This window comes from Chryseobacterium scophthalmum (genome assembly GCF_900143185.1).
Taxonomy (GTDB): Bacteria; Bacteroidota; Bacteroidia; order Flavobacteriales; family Weeksellaceae; genus Chryseobacterium; species Chryseobacterium scophthalmum.
Window position 1 is genome coordinate 2,052,873 of the sequence record NZ_FSRQ01000001.1, and the last position, 21,439, is coordinate 2,074,311.

A 21,439-nucleotide genomic window follows, 5' to 3' on the forward strand; every position below is an offset into this window, starting at 1 on the left:
AAGATTTTACTTTATTTTTTATAAAGAGTTACTTGAACCAAATTGTCGTTATAAAAAAGTTCAACTACATTATCTTTTATAGACCATTGCTGTGTAGCGTTTGTTTTATCTTTTTGATTTTTTGATGGTTTACCTAATTTTTTAATTAAAAATTCAGATAACCAAACAAATTTTGATTTATAAAAAGATTTATAATTATCCTCTTTGAACGAATCGGCAATGGCTTCTTCAATATTATTAAATCTATTATTATTCCGTCCCCATTCAAATTCAATTAATTTAACAGACTTATCGCTAGTTTGATAATAATACATTGTGTTCAATTTCAATGACGCGTCTTCTATTTTTCTATAAATTCTTGGAGTTTGAATATCTCTGTCTTTCAACAAATAATGTGTCATCATATGATTTTGAGTCAAATCTGTAGATTTTACTTTTAATTCCAAATCATCAATGTCTTTAAGATATAAATTATCAAAATTTTTAAGATAAAATTCAAAAGTTTTCTCAAACCATTCCTCCATAGCTTTTTCACTCCAAACATTTTCTTTATAAGAGTTCTTAAAGGTTGTGACCATTAAATTATTTTCAGATATTTCAATTATTCCATACTCATTCTGATTGTCGGTTGCAAATTGAATTGTCTGATATTTATTATTTTGAATTGGATTTCTCCAATCATAATTCCACTGAAAAGGTTTAATCTCTTTTTGAAACTCGTATACAGGAATTAATTGATGATTTTCAACTAATCCTATTTTAGTTGAAATACTATCAGTGTAAATATTAAATAGTTTTTTGTCTGCAATAAAAGAAGTAGCAAATGAAAATTTTGGTCTGAAATAATCGTCATTCTTGTATTCATAAATAATTTCAGTGCCTTTTAAAGAACCACTACCTTCCCGAAAATAATGCTCATCAAGAACCGCATTTTTATAATTGTAAGGTTCTTTACTCAATTCCATTTTTGAAGGATCAGTTATTTTTAGAATTCTTTTACCTTGCGTTACGTAATAAGTATTGTGTAATGAATTAACTATTGGTCTTGCCCCTCCTAACTCATACTGATAATTTGTTTTATTATTTTTAAACCAAGTCACACCTCCCCATTCTCCAAAATTTAACGAATAAACATTGTAATTATCGTCAGAATAAAATAGATCTTCTCCCTTTTTAGTCTCGATCCATTTTTTATTAATCTCATCAAAATAGAAAGTATCATGGCTCATATATGCTGTGGTAAAAATGGAATCATTCTTAACATATAAATCATAATAAAATGTTTGTAATTCTTTAGGTACATTTATTTTAGTTTCAATATTTCCTCCATCATCAATAATATAAAAATGATGGGTTGAACCTGAGCTAAACTTATCATTATCTGTGCTAAAATAACAATAGAATTTATCTTTATACTTTAACCAAGGAGAAGGTCTTCCCGCAATATTTATTTGTATCTCTTGATGATTAACATTGAAAGATTGAGATTGACAGAAATTTGAGAATAAAATAAAAATGATAATTTGAAGTATATTTTTCATAAAAAAAGTATTAATAAATCACCGCCAAAGTTCTGTCATCATGATTTCCTTTGCTCCAGAAACCCATCCATGAAAGTAATTGTTCATCAATACCTTCATCGTTTTGAAAATCTACTTTCGCTTCATCTTCATTTTTTCCATTTAAATCTTCAAAAAAAACTTTCCAGCTTTCGATGTCTTCCAGTTTATTTTCGGTGATAAATTTCGGGTCGTAAATTCCATCCGTCATTAAAACCAATTTAGAAAAGTCTTTGGCATGCGTAATTTTGAAACGTGAAGAAATAGTATCATCAAAAATTTCATTCATTGTAATAAAACGGGTTCCACCTCCAAATTCGCCAACGTCCATTGTGTTCAGCAATTTAACATCAGAAACATCTTCATTAATCAAATTAATTGGACAATCACCCACTCCAAAACTTAAAATAATATATCCAAAATCAAACTTTTTAACCAAAGCAAAAATCAAAGTAGAATGTAAATCTTTCAACGTGACAAAATGTTCTTCTGCTTTATCTTTTAATGTTTTAAAAGTATCAGAAACTCCTTGGTAAAGAATTTTTATAACATTTTGTTTCGCTTCTGAATTCTCATTTTCTAAATTGAAAATTTCATTGAGATGAATATCAAGCTTGGTTAAAACTTCTGTATTTTTAAAATAATCGTTGATTGATTGCGTTGCCAATTCAGAGCCATATCTCGCCAATTGCGCCGAACCAGCTCCATCGGAAACCGAAATAATATTCCAGGAATTGGGTAATTCATTTACCGCAAAATCATCATCTCTGAATTTTCCTTCATGTGCATGAGAACGACCTCTTTGCGAAGCCACCACAATTTTTTTATCTGAAAAACTGCCTTTAAACATTGCTTCATCTGCATTGTGAAAAGGCGCATCTTTATCGGAAGGAATGTTTTTCCACAAATCTTTTGGATCTGCATTCACAAAAAGCTGTGCTTTTTTAAATTCAGAATTTTGTTCGTCTTGAATATGGAAAAACTCGATCTTCAAATCGTAAGTATCGCTTTCAAAAGGTATTCCTTTAATCTTGTTTTCTTCAAAGCTTAAACCCGCCAATTCCAGACCGGAAATATCTTTAATTCTGATATTCGGAAACTGCTCCATCGGAAAAATAAATTCATATTTCTTCTTGGAATGTGCGTTGGTAATCGGAAAAAATGCGTCGGCAAATTCTTCTCTTTCTTTATAAATCATTGCTTCCTGCATAATTTTGTTCTGAGCTTCTATAATCAGCTGTACATGAGTTTGAATTTCCGTTTGAGTCAACAGCTTTGAAACTACTTTATCCAATATTTTACGATCATGGATATCGTGATTTTTCAAAATCTGCCTGATTGTATTTTCCATTTAGCCTAAAGTTCGGTTGATGTCAAAACCTTCATTGCTGAATCCGTAATAATCTCCGGTTCCACACCAAGGACATTCATTGTAGCCTTCGCCTTTTAAACAATGAATTCCACCACACGAACAGGTCGCTAAAGCAATCGGATTGGCACAATGCGGACAAGAAGGAGCACCGTGAAGTTCTTCTACAGAAATTTTCTGGCTGCTTTTCTGCGCCGAAGAAAGTCGGTAATACGAAGCATCGTCTATTCTGTACGTTCCTTCCAATCGGTAATATCGGGTTTGCATTCCTGCAATACCGGAGTCGGTAAACGATTTTTTATATTTAATTAAATACGATTTTTTTGTGTCTGAACATTTTCCATTCAACACTACAAAATTATTATCTGGAAATCTTTGTTGAGCTTCAGTATCAACTTTTTCTAAAATACTGTGATCGATTTTAGATAAATTAATTCCTTCTTTATTCGCTTCCATCACACTCTGGCTTGTCGTTTTAATAGAATCTGTCACCCATTTGAAAAACTCTTTGTAAGAATTTTCAGAATTGTTATTAAATAATAAAACGTTATCTGAAAGCGAGCCTAATAATTTATGATTGGTGTTATCACCGATGGATATTGCAATCGTGTTTGATTTTCCGTGATAGTTTCTATTCCATTTTTCGATGGCGATTTGCGCGTCATCAGTAGGAACTCCGTCTGTAAAAAGAAAAACAAGAGGTTTCCAGTCGCCTTTTCTATCGTAAGTGGTTTTTACAATATCTTTGTCGATACAGTCCATTACTTTAAAGAGACCTTTTGCCAAAGAAGTTCCGCTTCCTACAGGAATTTTTGGCGGATAAAAAGAAATAATATCCTGCAACGGTGTAATTACTTCTGCTTCACCTGCAAAACCAACAACGGAAATCCAGACTGTTTCTAATGAATACGGATCTTTTTTCAATTCTCTTACAATGGTTGAAATACCTTCCTGAACCTGATCAATCGGTTCACCAATCATCGATTCGGAAATATCTACCAAAAAATAAATGGGAAGTCTTCTCATCATTTTTAATTTTAGAAGATTTTAAATTTAACCATTAAGCTTTTATTAAGGATTTAAGAATATTAAGTTTTAGCTTCGCTCTTAGCAACTTGCTTTTAAAAAATCTATTTGATTTTTCTTAATTAAACTTAATTTCTTAAATCATCTTAATGGTTTAATCTTTTTTTAAACAATTTTTAAATAATAATATTCAGTTCTGATGGTGGTGGCGGAAGACTGATACTTTCTCCTGTTCCCTGAGATTTCCCACCCATCGTGATGGATGAACTTACCCATTTGAAAAATGAAGATAAGGTTGCAGCATCGGTTGTATCGAGTTTTACGACATTATCGGTCAATTCTTTCAGGAAACTTTCATCAGCTTTTGGACCTGCAGCACATCCAACAATCACTCCAAAATCCATATTTTTAATTACAGGGATCATTTGTCTGTATTTTTGAATATCTGAAGGTTTTCCGTCGGTAAAAATAAAAAGAAGCGGTTTCCAGTCACCTTTTACTTCTGTTGAACCTTTTATTAAATCCACCTGAAGCAGTGCAGAAACCAGCTCCAAAGCAGCTCCTGTATGAGTAGGACCACTATCCGGACAGGTAATTTCCATCGGATGAAAACTTGCCAGATCAACCATCGGAATAATATTTTTCACTTCACGATCGAAAGTTGTGACACTTAAATACAATGTATCCATCGCTTGCGGATCTGAACGAAGCGCACTTATTAATCCGTTGAAACCATTGTTCAGCGCCTGAATGGGTTCACCATTCATCGAGCCGGAAGTATCCAGCAGAAAATACGCTAATAATCTTCTGTTCATTTTGCGACAGTATTATTTGAAAGATTTAATTAAAAATTTTAAAATCCATCAAAATTAAAATCCAAATCATCTAAGGAGATTAATTTTGATGGAATTATTATTTTATAAAAATTTGATTAGTAAGAATAATTTTTAAGAATATCTACAAAACTATCGGTATGGTTGGGTTCTCCTAAAGCACGGAATTTCCAGTCACCATTATGTCTGTAAGCTTCCGCAAAAACCATAGAACACATTCCGTTCATGCTTGCATCGCCAGAAAGACTGTATTTTGTAATTTCTTTTCCTCTTGCATCAACCGCACGGATAAATGCATTATCGATCATCCCGAAATGTTGATTATTTTTTCTACCCATGTAAATCGTTACCACAAAAATAATTTTCTGATAACGCTCATCAAGCTGTTCTAATTTTACAATGATTTGCTCATCATCACCATCTCCGGCTCCGGTTCTGTTATCTCCGGTTAACCAAATATGTCCGCTTGGATGCTGCATTGAGTTGAAGTAAATAACGTCTCCCTGATAAAGCCCCATTTGTCTTCCGTCATTGGTCTGAACGGTTCTTCCTAAGTTGGCAACTTTTCCGTTTCCATCAAGAAGAAATGCAACAGCATCTAAATCATACTCTGCTTCTTTGCTGAACATTTTTCCGAAGAAACCTCCCTGTTTACGAACATCCCATCCTAAACCGATGGTTACCTGAGACAGATCATAAACACTTTCTCCACGGTCGTTTTTTCTTAAATCAATAGTTTGACCTTTCTGTAAATTAATTGCCATTTTTAATATCTTTTTTGTGTTGTTTTAAATTTTATTTTTTTATTTGATGATTTGACCTTTATAATATTTCTCTAAAAAGAAACCAAGATCTGCTCTGTAACCAATACCTGAAGCTTCAAATTTCCAGCTTCCGTTTCTTTTGTAAAGACGTCCGAATTCTACACCTGTTTCAATAGAAAAATCTTCATCCAGTTCGTATTTTGCAATTTCCTGATGACTGTGATTATCTACAACTCTGATGTAAGAATTTCTTACCATTCCAAAGTTTTGTTTTCTTCTTTCAAAGTCTTCAATTGTTACCACAAACAGAATTTCTTCCACTCTTGGATCTACTTTTTCAAGATCGATAACAATTGCTTCATCATCGTCTCCATCGCTGCTTTTTCCATCGGGATCATCGCCTGTATGTTGTAAAGCTCCGTCTGGAGAATTTAGGTTATTATAAAAAACAAAATACTCGTCACCAACAAGTTTTCTGTCTGAATCAATCATAATTGCTGAAGCATCTAAATCGAATGCATGACCGGTACCTTCATTTGGATCCCATCCTAATCCGATTGTCATTTTTGTAAGTCCTAATTCTATTTTTTGACCTTTCTGTAAATTAATTGCCATAATCTATAAATATAATTTTTCCCTTAAGATAGATTTGATTTTTGAATTAACCAAATTAATGATAAAAAGTCATACAGTTTTAAAGTTTTTTTAATATTTGAAAAAAAATTTAAGCAAAAAAATCCTGCTTCAAATGAAACAGGATTTCTATATTTTAAAATGAATAAGATTATTCTTCTATTATATTATTACGTGCTTTTGCCAACATCGGAATAGAAATTAATCCCATCACCAACATAACGACAATTTGTAACGGAAGCGAGATAAATGAATACGTCAAACCCATTTCGCCACCAAACTCAGCACTTTTGCCCATCGCTAGGAATAATGCCATAAAACCGTACTTCATTGCCAAATTAAAAGCTCCAATTCCGCCACTTGCAGGAATTATCATTCCCAAAGTTCCTACAACAATGATGAAAAATCCGTCAGCAAAAGTAAAATCTGAAGTTTCGGGTAATGCAAAACATACCAAATACGCTGCAAAGTAATAAGAAACCCAAATTCCTAATGTATATATAATGAACTTTCCTTTTTCTTTCAGTTTGAAAATCGAGGTAAGACCTTGTAAAATTCCTTTTCCAAAATTGATTAGAGCCTCTTTTTTATATTTATAAAAAATAATAAGTGCTGTTAGAATCAAAACTAAAATAGCTATTTTCAAATAGAAATAAAAAGAATCAAAATCTTCAACACCTAATTTCATCATCATTCTTTCGAAAAAATTAGGTACAAAAACTTCTTTTTTATCTTTCTGTTCCATTACAAAATCGTAGAAAGATACAATTGCTTTAAATTTAAAAATCGCAGTTAAAAGCAAGAATCCAAACATACAAATCAAATCCACTACTCTTTCCAGAATAATTGTTCCAAAAGATTTATCTACAGGAACTTTTTCAACTCCATATAAAGCTGTTGCTCTTGCCACTTCACCACTTCTCGGAATCGTCAAATTCATCAAATAACCAAAAGACAGAGACCAAAGCGCGTTTGAGCTTGAGATTTTATGTCCCATCGGTTCCAACAATAAATTCCAGCGAATTGCTCTGAACCAATAAGCTAAAAGTGCAAATACAGCAGCAAAAGCGACCCAAAGGTAATTGGCTTTCGCTAAAGATTTCTGAATGACTTTAAAGTCTAATCCTCTCAACGCTAACCACAAAAAAAAGCCTGCAAAAGCAAGCGAAATTACTATGGTTAAAAAAGATTTTAAAGTTTTATTAGATTTTTTCTCCATATATTAGGTAAGAAGATTGGTTTTTTCGTCCGGGAAAACGATTTTCGGCTGAAACTCCTGAGCTTCTTCTGGTGTCATCTGTGCATAAGCAATAATGATGATGATGTCATCACGTTGTACTTTTCTTGCAGCAGGACCGTTCAGACATACTTCGCCAGATTTTCTTTTTCCTTTGATTACGTACGTATCAAAACGTTCTCCGTTGTTGACATTGACGATATAAACTCTTTCTCCCACTACCAAACCTGCAGCTTCGATAAGATCTTCGTCAATGGTAATACTTCCAATATAATTAAGGTCTGAAGCCGTAACTCTTACCCTGTGAATTTTAGATTTGAATACTTCTATTAACATGGTGCAAATTTATTAATAATATTTAATAAAATCGGTTTAAAATGAAAATTACAACTATCATAAATTGAGGCAATTATTTTTATTCAAACTAAAATATCAACACTTATTTTATAAACTTAACAATCATATCAGCAAAAAAATCAATACTTGATATTAAATTAGGAATTTAATAAATTAAAAAATAAATAATATAAATATAGCAAAGTCAATGTACATAAGTAGTTGGCACGATTTTAGTACCTCGAAACGTAGATTTTTCGCAAAAACCCAAATTGTCAAATTTTGATTGATTTTAAGAAATTGTAAAAAAAATCAATAAGTTTTTACAAAAAATTTGCACAATTTGAAAATTGTTTTAAATTTGCTTTTATAACTAACTAACTTTTAATATTAAAAATTATGAACAAGTCTGAATTAATCGACGCAATCGCAAAAGACGCAGGTATCACTAAAGTTGCTGCAAAAGCTGCATTAGAATCATTTATTTCTAATGTAACTACTACACTAAAGACAAAAGAAGGAAAAGTTTCTTTAGTAGGTTTCGGTACTTTCTCAGTATCTGAAAGAGCAGCAAGACAAGGTATTAACCCTGCAACTAAAAAACCTATTAACATCGAAGCAAAAACAGTTGCTAAATTTAAGGCTGGTGCAGATTTATCTGCTGCTGTTGCTACAGCAAATGTTCCTGCTGGTAAAAAGAAAAAATAATCTTCTGATTATAAAAAAAGAAAACCTCATCATCTGATGGGGTTTTTTTATTGCTAAATTAGGTTGTTCTCTTAAAAACTAAGGCGCCAATCGAGAAATCTTCCAATCAAGATTTTCTAATGTATAGATAATTCTATCATGCAATCTATTGGGTCTTCCCTGCCAAAATTCTATTTCGTAAGGTTTTGCGATATAACCGCCCCAGTTTTCTGGTCTGGGAACTTCTTTATTTTGATATTCCTGCTCTAATACTTTTAATTTTTCTTCTAAAAACATTCTGTTGGGAATTTCCCGACTTTGAGGTGAAACTGCTGCACCGAGCTGACTTCCTTTCGGTCTCGAATGAAAATAACCATCACTTAAATTCGTTGCAATTTTTTCAAGATTTGCTTTGATGATTATCTGTCTTTCTAAACCCGGCCAAAAGAAGTGAAGACAGGCTTTATGTGTTTTTTCGATAGCTTTTCCTTTTCTGCTGTCGTAGTTGGTATAAAAAATAAAACCTTCGTAAGTATATTCTTTCAGTAAAACCATTCTCGTGCGCGGACAACCATCTTCTTCCAACGTAGAAATAGCCATTGCATTAGCCTCAGAAACGGAAGGATTTTCAGAAGCATCTAAGAACCAATCTCTGAATTGCTCAATAGGATTCTCTTTAATCTCAGTTTCAATAAGTTGAGATTTTTCGTAGATTTTTCTTTTATCGTGGAGGTTTTCCATAAATAATTTTTATTAAATTTGAGTATGAATTACTCATACAAAGGTAAAATATTAATTTCCACACCCGATATTTCCGGCGATATTTTTTCAAGATCGGTCGTGCTGATTATAGATCATTCCGAAAGTGGAGCATTCGGTTTGATACTGAATAAGAAAAATAGCAAAATGAGTAATCGTTTCAAAAACTTCTTTGATTTTGAAATTGAAGTTTACGACGGCGGTCCGGTAGAAAATGATAAAGTCTTTTTTATCATTAAAGGAAAAAAAGTAACTGAGAATTTTACCGAAATTAATGATGAGTATTATCTTACAGAAGATATCGAACTTATCATCAATGCTGTTTTGCAGAATGAAATCAGTATTCAGGATGTAAAAATATTTTCAGGATATTCGGGATGGTCTCCATCACAGCTGGAAAATGAAGTTTTGCAGAAAGTCTGGACCGTTGTAGATGTTTATAATCTGGATTATACTCTTCCCAATGATCATACTTTGTGGAAATCTATTATGCAGAATCTTGGTGGTGAATATCTTTTGTGGGCAAATGCGCCGGAAGATATTTCGTTAAACTAGTCATTACTTCACATTGAAGCGATTTAAAATTTAACAAATTTTTAAGCTTTCTTTACATAATTTTTAAGATACTTTTCACGTTATTTGATAACCTAAAACAATGAACTATGAAAGCATTAAAATTACTGGTTGTATCATTCGCATCTGCCGCAATGCTTTCTTTCTCAACCGAAACCAAAAAGATTATTGTAATAGATGCAGGACATGGCGGAAATGATTTCGGAGCCAACATCAATGGTGTGTCAGAAAAAGATATGGTTTTGAGTATCGCTCAACAAATTAAAAAGGCAAGCGATAAAGACGGAAAATACGAAGTTATCTTAACAAGAAGTGATGATACTTATGCAACTCTTGCAGAACGTACCGAGCAAATCAATAAACTGAATCCCGAAATGGTTATTTCGCTTCATATTAACAGAACTCCTGAAGCAAACACCAATAAAAGCGGTCACGAAATTTTTATTCAGAATACTCAAGAATCTAAAAATTTAGCTGAAAAATTATCGAAAAAATTAGGAGAATGCAGCATTAAAGAACAAAATCTGCATATCCTGAGGAATTCAAAATCACCTGCAGTTTTGGTAGAATTAGGCTATATCAACAATACTAAAGAAAGAGAATACATGAACAGCAGCGACGGGCAAAGAGAAATTGCTCAGAAATTTGCTGACTTCATCAACGAAAAATAATAAAGAATACAGTTTCTGATCTCAATCAGAATAAAACCCGGTAAAGGACTTTAATGTTGTTTACCGGGTTTGTCAATTTTAGAAACTATTTCTCCAGCTTTCTACCAATTCGGTAAAACGAGCACTTTCAAAAGTTTTATTTCTAATTTTCTTTACAGAAAAGATTCCTTTTTCATCAGAAATTAATAGAATTTCTTCCGCTTTCTGAGATTCAAAAGCAATAATTTCATGCTCCTGCGTATCTGCAAGATTATTTTTATGCAGGAAAGTTACAAAGTTCTCCAATAAAGGCGAAATATAAGCTCCTTCTGACTGTTTTGGTATCTTGATAACATTTCCTTCCAAGAAAAGAAGATTTCCAGTTGTAGAACGGGCAATACGTTTGTTTGGATTTAATAAGATCACATCATCCAAGTCATTTTCCTGGGCGTAAATTCCTCCATAAATGTTTTCAGGGCAATGAACTCTGATGTTACTCAAAAGGTTATTATTTACATTAATTTCTTTAATTAAATCTAATTCTAAAGGTCTTTGATGAATAGAAAGTACATCCTCCATTTCATCTACTTCAAAATAATAAGAAACCGTCGATTTAGATAAAATAACTCCGTCTGAATTTCTGAATACCAAGAAATTGATAATTCCGTTTTGAACACCTTCTCCTTCGATCACTTTCGTATTAAAAAGATTCTGAAAAAACTCCAGCGTATAAGTAAGAGGAATATTCATTCTCATTTTTCTCATGGAAGCCATTAAAAAGAAATAGCATTCTTCATCCATGATTAATTTTGAATTTCTAATAAAAAAAGAAACTTTCACAGCATCTCCCGAAAGAAACGCACGGTTTTTCAATTCAAGTTCTTCAGATGTAAAATAGGTATTTTTCAAAATTTAATTCTTTTATAAAAAAATAATGAACGATAAATCGTTCATCAGTTTTGTTCATTTAAAACAGTCCTACTTAAGAATTAAGCAGCACCTAATTTTATTCTAAGGTTTTCGATAAGATTTTCCCAGTACATTGCATTTTCCTCTTCATCACCTTCTTCACAAAAATCTGTAATATTTAAAGCTAGATCTTCTGTAATATCATCAATTGTGATGGTCATTTCGAAGAAATTTTTCGTCCCTTCGTCTTCTTCCCATCTGTAACGTACGAAACCTTCAGGCTTATATCTGATTAAAGTCGCCTTTTCAGCAGGACCTCCACCCCAACTGAAAAAGAAATCATCACCTTTCTCTACTACCTCATCCGCAAACCATTCAGACAATCCCTCAGCAGTTGCCAAATATTCGTACAAAATCTCTGAAAGACAGTGCATTGGGAATTCGTAATGGACTTTATGTTTCGCCATATAACTTATTTTTAACGTCACGCAATATATAAATTAATTTTTTCATTACGCAAAATTATATTTAAATTTTTATGATTTTTGTCAGAAATATTCTTATTGCTTCAAAACGAAGTTTAACAGCCAATTCCGAAATAAAACTGCATCAAAAAAACTCATGAAAAAGCAATCTTCTGCGCACAGCTTTATATAGGGTTTTCCTCGTTTAAAACGTCAAGAATAATCTTACATCCTTCTGTAATTTCTTCTTTAGAAATTGTTAACGGTGGAGAAATTCTCAGGTATTCATTTCGGTATAACTGCCAGAAAACAATAAGACCTTTTTCCATACATTTTTTAGCAACATTGAGTGTAAATTCTGGAGTTCCAAGATTTACCGCAAGCATCAAACCTTTCCCGTTGATATTTTTAATTTTAGGATGAACCAAAAGTTCTCTGTACAGTTTTTCTTTTTCATCTACTTCATTCATCAAACCACTTTCTAAAACTTCTTTTAAAGTAGCGTGAGAAGCTGCAGCAATTAAAGGATTTCCACCAAAAGTTGTAATGTGTCCTAATTTCGGAGAGTGAGAAAGTGTTTCCATAATCTTTTTAGAACTCATAAAAGCTCCGACTGGAACTCCACCACCCATTCCTTTTCCCATCACCAAAATATCAGGAACGATACCGAAATGCTCAAAAGAAAAAAGTTTTCCGGTTCTTCCAAAACCTGGTTGGATTTCATCAAGAATCAATAAAGCTCCAACTTCTTCACATCTCTTTTTTAGTTTAATTAAATAATCATTATTCGGAACTAAAAAGCCAGCTGCTCCCTGAATGGTTTCAAGAATTACACAAGCTGTTTTTTCTGTGATTTTATCGAAATCATTTTCATTATTAAACTCAATGAAGGAAATCATTGGCAACAAAGGACGAAATTCTCTTTTGTGACCTTCATGTCCTGAAACACTTAATGCACCGTGCGTATTACCATGATATGAGTTTTTGAAAGAAACAATTTCTTCTCGACCGGTATATCTTTTTGCCAGTTTTAAACTTCCGTCAATTGCTTCTGCACCACTGTTGACCAAATAAGTAATTTCTAAAGGATCCGGAGTTGCTTCAGCTAATAATCTACACAATTCAACAGGCTTTTCCTGAGCATATTCGCCATAAACCATCACATGAAGATATTTGTCAGCCTGCTCTTTAATCGCATTAACTACTTTCGGATGCGAATGCCCCAAAGTATTGGCCGAAACTCCGGCTACGAAATCGAGATATTTTCTTCCGTCTTTTCCAAAAATATAGCTTCCTTCTGCTTTTTCCACTTCAAAACCCGCTGCAAATTGCGTCGTTTGAGCCTGATATTTAAAAAAATTGTTTTGCATTTCCATTGGATGAAAAATTTTAGGCAAAGCTAAAAAACATTCATCAGATGTAGAAATTTCATACATGATTATTACCCGTATTCGTATAAATTTCAACTTAGGCGTCTAAGTTCCTCAAATTAGACGTCTAACTACTTCGATTAAGACGTGTAATTTAATTAAGTCGTGCGTCTAATTAAGATTAAGTAAATAAAAACAAATATTTACAAAGAAAAAAGACCAGCTTTACAACTGGTCTTTCATTTATTATTTTCTTACCCTTTTAGGTTTTTTAGCTTCTTCTTTAGCTCTTTCTTTTTCCGCTGCTTCCTGTACTTTATTGTAAAGAGCATCGTTGGGTTCGTATTTTATCTCTTCATAATTTGGAGAGTCGACGAGAATATCCTGCCATTTCCGTATTCGGTCTTTGGTATTCCAGTTGAAATCTTCAAATTTTTTCTGTTCCGGAGAAATCTGACTCATCGGATACGTTTTTGCAGCCGCTCCGATACTGCATGAAATAATCTGAACCTGACGCTGATCAAACAAGGCACTGATAATTCCGCATATTGATACATTAACCCCGATTCTATCGTTAACCTTTGTTTTCTTATTAAATTCATCGGCATACGTTATTGCTTCAGCATTTCCGATTACTTTAATTTCTTTGATATCCGGACCTTCGTAATACACCGTCATTAATTTTCCTTTCACCTGATGAAATTCATCTAACAGATTTAATGAATCTACTTTAGCAATCGCAAAACCATTTCCGATCACTTTTAAAGAGTCAATATTTTCAGTTTCAGTATTAAAATAAGCTTCTACTTTATCACCGGTCACCTGTTTTTCGCCGCTCCATAAAATAGGATTGGTGTACATGTGCATAATTCCGTCTGTTTCGTTGAAAGCAATAGAATCTGCTCTTCCCTGTGCATTTGATTTATAAATTCTTGCTTTTTTGAAAGCCCTCAAATAACTTTTCTTTTTGGTAATATCTGCAGTATCCGGTTTTTGATAAGACAGAATTTTTTCGGACGAAAAGTAAAGCGAATCTTTTTCAAAAATCTTTACCGCATAAGGTTCCTTGGTCATCATTGACGAATCTTTCTTTTCGTAAATCTCACCATAGCCACCTTTAATGTATCTTTTCTCTAAAGGATCATCAAGCGTAACATTTCCTGTAGCTTTTCCGAAACCAGTGAGTTGATTATAATACATCTCATCTCCGGTAAGAATCTTGTCATTATAATAAATCCTCGAGTTTTTTGTAAGAAAAGACTCTTTGGTATTCATATTATGAGTTCCTTTATCGGTAATAATCCTGTTCTTCGGATTTTTATTATTGGTAATTACGGTATAGCCGTTAATGGTAACAATATTGGTATTCTGATTCTGAACTACATTATCGCCTTCCAAAGTATAATCTTTGTCTACAATTTTCACTCTTCCTGTAAGATCAATCGTACGTGTTGTCAGAAAATAAGTAGCTGTTTTGGCGTAGGTTGTGCTTTTACCGTCATTGATGGTTCCACCTGTATTAAAATAAGCCTGATTTGAAACCCTGTCATAATACATGGTTTCAGTTTTAATAATCGTTCCTTTCGGATCGGTTAAGACTACATTTTTTCGGGCAACACCTTTTTGAGTATTTCCGTCGTACTCCATTTCTGATGATGTAATGATTGAGCCATCAGAGTTTTGAAGTCTTGTATTTCCGATTGCTTTTACAAAGTTTTCGGCTTCATACATCACCACTTCATCGGCGCTTAAAATAGAGCCTTGATGATCGATGACAACATTCCCCTTTAAATATTGATTACCATCATATTTGGCAGGATCTTTAATAATTTCATCAGCATGAATAATCTTCACCTTTTGTCCGGGCTTACTTTTCTGTGGCTGATTTTTTACAGGATTTTGTAAATAAGGGTCTCGTTGCGCAGGTTTCGGTGTAACCTGAGCTAAAGTAAACGAGGAAATAAATAGGAATAGAAAAAGAACCAGTCTCATTGATTAATCATTCTTAGTGCCATAAAAATACAGCGAATGAGAATCAATTTTTACGCCAAAAGCTCCTTCTATTGCTTCTTTAATCCCTTGAATTCTAGGATCACAGAACTCGATGATTTCTTCAATTTCTTTGTCTGAATCTTTTTTGTAAATCACCAAATGATCGTGCTGCTTATCAAAATAAGATTTCTCGTAAGAAGATGAAGTCAATGTTTTTTCACCAAACTGGTGCTTACGAATTAAGCCTGCATCAAGGAAAATCTCGATGGTATTGTAAATCGTAGCTTTAGAAACATGATATTTTTTCTGCATCATCAGAAGATACAGATCATCTACATTAAAGTGATGATCCATATTATAGATTTCTTCTAAGATCGTGTATCGTTCAGGCGTGTTACGAAAACCTTTTTCAAGTAAATAATTTCGTAAAACGTCTTTTATTAAAGCTATATTTTTTTCTTTTTGTAAAGTATCCATTAAAAAATTTATCTTACAAATTTATTGATTTTTATTTAAATCAATATCATGCATTTAAGCTCTGTAATGCAAGTATTAAAAATTAGATCTTCTAAATTCTGCCTGTTGAATCTTACTGCTTGAGATCGTTTCTTCTGTTAATGGCGCCGATTCTACGACAACATTGTGCGAAGTAACACCCCAAGATTTGAAGTCATCACTGCCGATATATTTAACAAAATTATAAATATTTAACGTTATTTTTTGTTTTACCGTTAAAAGAATATCGTTGATATAGGTGTTATCTATGATTACATACTTCAAATCTGGCGGAACATTATGTGCTCTCAAAGAAGGATGGCTGCTTCGTGAAGGAATAGTTCCGTCTGCCATTAAATCCTTTAAAACCATATTGAAATAATCATTGATTCTACGGTCTACCTTAAATCCTAAAAGGAAATTGATTTTATAAATTGTTCCCGGTAAAATCTCATCAACACTGTATTTAAAAGTATAAGGATCTTCCTGGTTGACAATACTCAGAATAAAATAATGATCTGCTCTTTTAGGCTGTTTTTTAATGATGGAATAAATAATTTTCGATTCTATTTCATCATTTCGTTTCGCACGGCTCAGATACGCAAGATTGGTACAATATTTTGGTATTGTTTCATCCAATTTCATGTCTTTGATGATAGAAACATATTTATCGATCTTCACATAGCTTGTGAAATTGGCTTTTAGTAGTCTCCCGTTATACCAAGCGTACATACAAACTGCAATGAAGCCTCCAAGAACCATTGTTAACCAACCGCCGTCGAAAAACTTAATCACGTTCGCATAGAAGAATCCAGATTCAAGGAAAAGATAAATCGCTACGAAGCCAAAAAGAAACACTTTATTAAGTCTTGTTCGGCTTAACCAATATGTTAATAAAATTGTTGTCATCAGCATCGTGATGGTAATTGTTAAACCATACGCTGCTTCCATGTGTTCTGATTTCTGGAAGAAAACAACAACAATGAAACAGAAAAACATCAATCCCCAATTGATCCTTGGGATATACATTTGTCCTTTTACTCCTGAAGGATATTCAATGTGTTGGTTTGGCCAGAATGAAATTGACATCGCCTCAGAAAACATCGTAAACGAACCTGTAATTACAGCCTGACTCGCAATAATTGCCGCTAAAGTTGCTAAAATTACTCCCGGTAAAACTGCCCATTCCGGCATAATTCCGAAGAAAGGATTGACTCCTGAGAAAACTTTTTCATAGTTATCTAATAACCAAGCTCCTTGTCCTAAATAATTCAGAATCAACATCAATTTTACAAAAATCCAGCTTACACGGATATTTTTTGCTCCGCAATGTCCTAAATCTGAATATAAAGCTTCAGCTCCGGTTGTACATAAAAACACCGCTCCCATGATTACAATTGCACTTGGCGAATGGGTAATCAGGTTATATGCATACATCGGGTTGAATGCTTTTAAAATTTCGATATGATCAAAAATATGCATTGATCCGAAACCTCCTAAAACCAAAAACCACGTCACCATGATAGGTCCGAAGAATTTTCCGATAGAAGCCGTTCCGAATTGCTGTACAACGAAAACGATAAAGAGAATAAATAGGGTAATAAAAACAACCGGTGTTTCTGGATTGTAGATTTTAAGTCCTTCAATTGCAGACATTACCGTAAGAGAAGGGGTAATTACACTATCCGCAACCAGAGTTGATGCTCCGATGATGGCGACGACGTAGAGCCATTTCTTTTTTAGTTTTTTAACTAAAGAATATAAAGCTAAAATTCCACCTTCACCGCGGTTATCTGCTTTAAGAGCGATAATCACATATTTAAGAGTTGTCTGAAGTGTTAAAGTCCAGATAATACAAGAAAGCGCGCCTTCAATATAAGTGTCAAAAGGCATCGTTGAGCCATCTTTCCTTGCATTGACAATTGCCTTCATTACGTAAAGTGGTGATGTACCAATGTCTCCGAAAACAATCCCTAGAGAAACGATAACTCCCACAAATGAAAGCTTTTTAAGGTCTATATGATGACCTCCTTCTGTAACTTCTGCCATGTCAGCTTATTATTTTTAAAAGCGCAAATTTATATTAAATTTATCAGCCACCGTCACATAAGTGATGCATTGTATAAATGAAAAAACTTCCTTTCGGAAGTTTTTTTCTATAATCGCACAATAATTATTTCACGTACATCGCTTTTTTGATTTCCTCTTTCACTTTTTCAAGTTTAGGGAACCATTCTGCAAATAAAGCAGATGAATAAGGAGCAGGTGCATCAGGAGTAGTAATTCTCTTGATTGGCGCATCCAAATAATCAAATGCCTTTTGCTGTACCATATAAGTAATCTCTGAAGATACAGAACCGAATGGCCAAGCTTCTTCTAAAATTACCAATCTGTTTGTTTTCTTTACTGAAGTTAATACCGTATCGAAATCTAAAGGACGAACTGTTCTTAAATCGATAACTTCTACAGAAATACCTTCCTTAGCCATATCTTCAGCCGCCTGAAGAGCCAATTTCATGATTTTTCCGAAAGAAACTAAAGTAACATCAGTACCTTCTCTTTTGATATCAGCTTTTCCTATTGGTAAGTAATATTCTTCTTCAGGAATTTCCATTTTGTCTCCGTACATCTGTTCAGATTCCATGAAAATTACCGGATCATTATCCTGAATTGCAGTTTTTAATAATCCTTTCGCATCATAAGGGTTTGAAGGAACTACTACTTTAAGACCCGGAACGTTTGCGAACCAGTTTTCAAAAGCCTGAGAGTGTGTTGCTCCCAACTGACCTGCAGAAGCTGTAGGACCACGGAAAACAATGGGGCAGTTCCACTGACCACCACTCATCTGACGGATTTTTGCTGCGTTGTTGATAATCTGATCGATCCCAACAAGAGCAAAGTTGAATGTCATATATTCTACAATTGGTCTGTTACCATTCATTGCAGCGCCTACAGCAATTCCTGTAAAACCAAGTTCTGCGATAGGTGTATCGATTACGCGCTTAGCACCAAACTCATCCAACATTCCTTTAGAAGCTTTGTATGCACCATTATATTCTGCAACCTCTTCTCCCATTAGAAAAATGGATTCGTCTTTACGCATTTCCTCACTCATTGCCTGCGCAATCACTTCACGAAAAGTATGTTCTGCCATATTTATTTGAAAAATTTAGAGTACAAAAATAGTGTTTTTTTATTATTTACATAACAAAAAAGACAACTCATTGCTGAGTTGCCTTAATATTTAATATTATTTTAAACTGATTAGTTTACTTTCTGCCAAACCTGTGTTCTTCCTAAAATAGAAACGCCCATATATCCTCTTACATTCAGCTTATCTCCGCTTTTTGTAATGGTACATTTGTAAGTTTTACCGGTTTTAGGATCTGTAATGGTACCTCCTGTAAACTCATCGCCATCTTTTGCCAAACCTCTGATGATTTCCAATCCTAAAATTGGTTTCCCTTTTCTGTCATCTTTACAGCTTGTACAGTTAGGATCTGCTGGTTTAATCAATAACTGAGATACTTTTCCGTAATATTTACCGTCAGATTTTTTGTAGATTTCCACGATAGATTTTGCCTGTTTTGTTTCATCATCTATGGTTTTCCATTTTCCTTCGATTTGTGCAAAAGACATCACACTGAATAATGAAAGTACAAATGTTGCTAATAATTTTTTCATATTATAGAGTTTAATTTAAATTATAGATTCTTAAATTCTTAATTAGTTAAAAATAGACATAAATTTTAAACACACCAACATTTTTATTATCCTTTGCATATATAACAACAGAAAGAGCATTTTTTAAAATTAAACAAATAAAAAATTAATTCAATTTTCTATTGATTACGCGGCTCATATAATCCTGATACCATGCTTTTGCCATTTGTTTTCCTTTTTCGGTTTCGGGAGATTTTATTTTATCATTCAGATTGTTTTCAAAACCTAAATCACTTTTATCATAAATTCCGATAATGTTTTTACCATCAAATCTGTAAATATAATTTCCATAGATAAACTGCTCCGAAGTTCCGTCTGAGTTAACAATCAAAGGTTGGTATTTTTTTTCGCTAACCAAACTTCTCCCCCAGCTTCTTATCTTTTTATTATATCCGATTAAATCTGCCAAAGTAGGATAAATATCTATTTGCTGTGCCAATTCATCATTCACTCCTTTCAACTGATAGGCCGGATTTGGAGAATAGAAAATCAACGGAACAGCAAAACGGTTCATCGCTTTTTCGTATTCAGAATAATAGACCTGATTGGTATGATCTCCTGTAAAGACAAAAATGGTATTTTTAAACCAAGGTTGTTTTTTGGCAGTTTCAAAATATTCTTTAATCGCATAATCGGTGTACTGCATCGGTTCATGCATTTCAATGTTCCCTTTCTTAAATTTCCCATTATATTTTGCAGGGATTTTAAACGGGTGATGTGACGATGCTGTAAAAACAGTTGCCATAAAAGGTTTTGTTTTCCCTACATTTTTAGCAAAATACTGTAAAAACGGTTCATCCCAGATTGCCCACATTCCATCAAAATCTTCATTGTGATTGTATTCGTCTTTTCCGAAATAATGTTTAAAACCAAGAATATTTCCAAAACCTAAAAATCCCATCGAACCATTCGGAGCACCGTGATAAAATGATGTATCGTACCCCATATCATTACAAACCGAAACTATCGACTGGATTTTCTGATTAGAATAAGGCGAACTTGTAAAAGCATCCATCAAACTAGGAATTCCTGCCAAAATACTGCTCATCCCATGAATAGATTGTCTTCCGTTGGCAAAAGTATTCGGAAAAATAAGACTTTCATTTGCCAAACTGTCTATAAATGGCGTGTAAGAAACATAATCTTTAATATTTTTATCTTTATTAAAAGCTCCCGAATATTCTCTGCCGAAAGATTCCACAATAAAAATTACAATGTTTGGTTTATCCTGAACCTGTCTGTCGTATGTTTTATAGGTATTGATATTTTCATCAATAAATTTCTGATCGACAAACTGAACTTCTTTAAAATTATTCGTTCCCATGGTTCTGAAAAACGAAAAAGTAGAGTTCAAAACCAAATTTCCCTGAAGCGGAGTTTTTACAAATTTATTCGCATCAACCAAATTAATTGGTCTTGTGCTGTGTTTGAAATCTCCTCTTATTCCGCCAACAATTAATACCGCAGAAATACACAAAGTCACCACAGACCAAATAAAATAAGGAATGAGCTTTACCGGTTTTTTATAATTAATTTTAAATCTTTTATACAGAAAAACCCATGCAGCCATTAAAAACACAAACCAAATAATCACAAAAGGATGCTCTGTAATAGAAGTGGTGAATACTTTTAAAATATTCGTCTCATGTTTTGCTACCTGAAAAGCAGCAGAAGTAAGCCTTGCCTGGGAAAATTTATAGTAAATAAAATCTCCGAAATTCATTGCATACGCAATTCCATTGGTGATAAAATAAAGCCAGATCAGGAATTTCTGATACCCACTTTTTGTATTGATTACAATCGGAACGAGGCTTAAAAAAATAAACAGAGCATTCACATATAAAATCGCTGTAAGATCAAACGCAATCCCATGATAAGCCAAGTTCAGATAATCTGCAACGCTATCTACTTTTATTAAATCTTTATTGAAAAACCAAAACAAAAGTCTCGCGATCTGATAAAAAACGAAAGCCAAAAAAAGCCTGTAACACAAAACAAGAATCTCTTCTTTTCTGAATTCTTTGAAAAATTTCATTTTTAAATAGTATTGTTTTTAAAGT

Annotated in this window: 21 protein-coding genes; 3 read left to right on the top strand and 18 right to left on the bottom strand. The window is 33.2% G+C overall.

The window, feature by feature from the left end:
• Positions 1-11: 11 nt before the first annotated feature.
• The 8 genes from BUR17_RS09270 to panD form a co-directional block, all read right to left on the bottom strand.
• Entirely contained in the window at positions 12-1,541 is a 1,530-nt protein-coding gene (locus BUR17_RS09270) for a hypothetical protein (protein WP_074230009.1), read from the bottom strand.
• A gap of 10 nt (positions 1,542-1,551) precedes the next feature.
• The gene (locus tag BUR17_RS09275) at positions 1,552-2,910 is read right to left on the bottom strand and encodes a PP2C family serine/threonine-protein phosphatase (RefSeq protein ID WP_074230010.1); all 1,359 of its coding nucleotides are present in this window, start codon (positions 2,908-2,910) and stop codon (positions 1,552-1,554) included.
• Positions 2,911-3,957, bottom strand: coding sequence for a TerY-C metal binding domain-containing protein (locus tag BUR17_RS09280; RefSeq protein ID WP_317043309.1), 1,047 nt, complete (start codon positions 3,955-3,957; stop codon positions 2,911-2,913).
• 173 nt (positions 3,958-4,130) lie between these two features.
• The gene (locus tag BUR17_RS09285) at positions 4,131-4,769 is read right to left on the bottom strand and encodes a vWA domain-containing protein (RefSeq protein WP_074230011.1); all 639 of its coding nucleotides are present in this window, start codon (positions 4,767-4,769) and stop codon (positions 4,131-4,133) included.
• Positions 4,770-4,885: 116 nt separating this feature from the next.
• Positions 4,886-5,551, bottom strand: a complete 666-nt coding sequence (locus BUR17_RS09290; protein WP_074230012.1) for a TerD family protein — start codon at positions 5,549-5,551, stop codon at positions 4,886-4,888.
• A 39-nt stretch (positions 5,552-5,590) separates the two neighbouring features.
• Positions 5,591-6,166, bottom strand: a complete 576-nt coding sequence (locus BUR17_RS09295; protein ID WP_074230013.1) for a TerD family protein — start codon at positions 6,164-6,166, stop codon at positions 5,591-5,593.
• A gap of 169 nt (positions 6,167-6,335) precedes the next feature.
• Entirely contained in the window at positions 6,336-7,403 is a 1,068-nt protein-coding gene (locus BUR17_RS09300) for a lysylphosphatidylglycerol synthase transmembrane domain-containing protein (RefSeq protein WP_074230014.1), read from the bottom strand.
• Between the two features lie 3 nt (positions 7,404-7,406).
• Positions 7,407-7,757 (bottom strand): aspartate 1-decarboxylase, encoded by a 351-nt coding sequence (gene panD, locus BUR17_RS09305; protein WP_066679682.1) that lies wholly within the window; start codon positions 7,755-7,757, stop codon positions 7,407-7,409.
• 399 nt (positions 7,758-8,156) lie between these two features.
• Between panD and BUR17_RS09310 the strand changes: the two genes are divergently transcribed.
• Entirely contained in the window at positions 8,157-8,465 is a 309-nt protein-coding gene (locus tag BUR17_RS09310; protein WP_074230015.1) for an HU family DNA-binding protein, read from the top strand.
• Positions 8,466-8,543: 78 nt separating this feature from the next.
• On the opposite strand, the gene pdxH is transcribed toward BUR17_RS09310, so the two are convergent.
• Complete coding sequence (gene pdxH, locus BUR17_RS09315) at positions 8,544-9,185, bottom strand: pyridoxamine 5'-phosphate oxidase (protein WP_074230016.1); 642 nt, start codon at positions 9,183-9,185, stop codon at positions 8,544-8,546.
• A gap of 24 nt (positions 9,186-9,209) precedes the next feature.
• Here pdxH and BUR17_RS09320 point away from each other — a divergent pair, with 24 nt between their 5' ends.
• Positions 9,210-9,758 carry a YqgE/AlgH family protein gene (locus BUR17_RS09320; RefSeq protein ID WP_074230017.1) on the top strand — a complete coding sequence of 183 codons (549 nt, stop codon included), beginning with the start codon at positions 9,210-9,212 and terminating at the stop codon, positions 9,756-9,758.
• 107 nt (positions 9,759-9,865) lie between these two features.
• Complete coding sequence (locus tag BUR17_RS09325; protein WP_074230018.1) at positions 9,866-10,447, top strand: N-acetylmuramoyl-L-alanine amidase family protein; 582 nt, start codon at positions 9,866-9,868, stop codon at positions 10,445-10,447.
• Positions 10,448-10,525: 78 nt separating this feature from the next.
• On the opposite strand, the gene BUR17_RS09330 is transcribed toward BUR17_RS09325, so the two are convergent.
• From BUR17_RS09330 to BUR17_RS09370, 9 genes are all read right to left on the bottom strand, one after another.
• The gene (locus BUR17_RS09330; protein ID WP_084550481.1) at positions 10,526-11,335 is read right to left on the bottom strand and encodes an aminotransferase class IV; all 810 of its coding nucleotides are present in this window, start codon (positions 11,333-11,335) and stop codon (positions 10,526-10,528) included.
• An 80-nt stretch (positions 11,336-11,415) separates the two neighbouring features.
• Positions 11,416-11,802 carry an START-like domain-containing protein gene (locus tag BUR17_RS09335; RefSeq protein WP_066675814.1) on the bottom strand — a complete coding sequence of 129 codons (387 nt, stop codon included), beginning with the start codon at positions 11,800-11,802 and terminating at the stop codon, positions 11,416-11,418.
• A 182-nt stretch (positions 11,803-11,984) separates the two neighbouring features.
• Positions 11,985-13,169, bottom strand: coding sequence for an aspartate aminotransferase family protein (locus BUR17_RS09340; RefSeq protein ID WP_074230275.1), 1,185 nt, complete (start codon positions 13,167-13,169; stop codon positions 11,985-11,987).
• Between the two features lie 246 nt (positions 13,170-13,415).
• Positions 13,416-15,161: an OstA-like protein gene (locus BUR17_RS09345; protein ID WP_074230020.1), complete on the bottom strand. Its 1,746-nt coding sequence runs from the start codon at positions 15,159-15,161 to the stop codon at positions 13,416-13,418.
• A 3-nt stretch (positions 15,162-15,164) separates the two neighbouring features.
• Positions 15,165-15,638 (bottom strand): Fur family transcriptional regulator, encoded by a 474-nt coding sequence (locus BUR17_RS09350; RefSeq protein WP_047399628.1) that lies wholly within the window; start codon positions 15,636-15,638, stop codon positions 15,165-15,167.
• A gap of 75 nt (positions 15,639-15,713) precedes the next feature.
• Positions 15,714-17,705 carry a KUP/HAK/KT family potassium transporter gene (locus BUR17_RS09355; protein WP_074230021.1) on the bottom strand — a complete coding sequence of 664 codons (1,992 nt, stop codon included), beginning with the start codon at positions 17,703-17,705 and terminating at the stop codon, positions 15,714-15,716.
• A gap of 124 nt (positions 17,706-17,829) precedes the next feature.
• Positions 17,830-18,810 carry a pyruvate dehydrogenase complex E1 component subunit beta gene (locus BUR17_RS09360; protein WP_074230022.1) on the bottom strand — a complete coding sequence of 327 codons (981 nt, stop codon included), beginning with the start codon at positions 18,808-18,810 and terminating at the stop codon, positions 17,830-17,832.
• Positions 18,811-18,920: 110 nt separating this feature from the next.
• Positions 18,921-19,340, bottom strand: coding sequence for a DUF2147 domain-containing protein (locus BUR17_RS09365; RefSeq protein ID WP_066675806.1), 420 nt, complete (start codon positions 19,338-19,340; stop codon positions 18,921-18,923).
• Between the two features lie 145 nt (positions 19,341-19,485).
• The gene (locus tag BUR17_RS09370; protein WP_074230023.1) at positions 19,486-21,414 is read right to left on the bottom strand and encodes an LTA synthase family protein; all 1,929 of its coding nucleotides are present in this window, start codon (positions 21,412-21,414) and stop codon (positions 19,486-19,488) included.
• Positions 21,415-21,439: the final 25 nt, after the last annotated feature.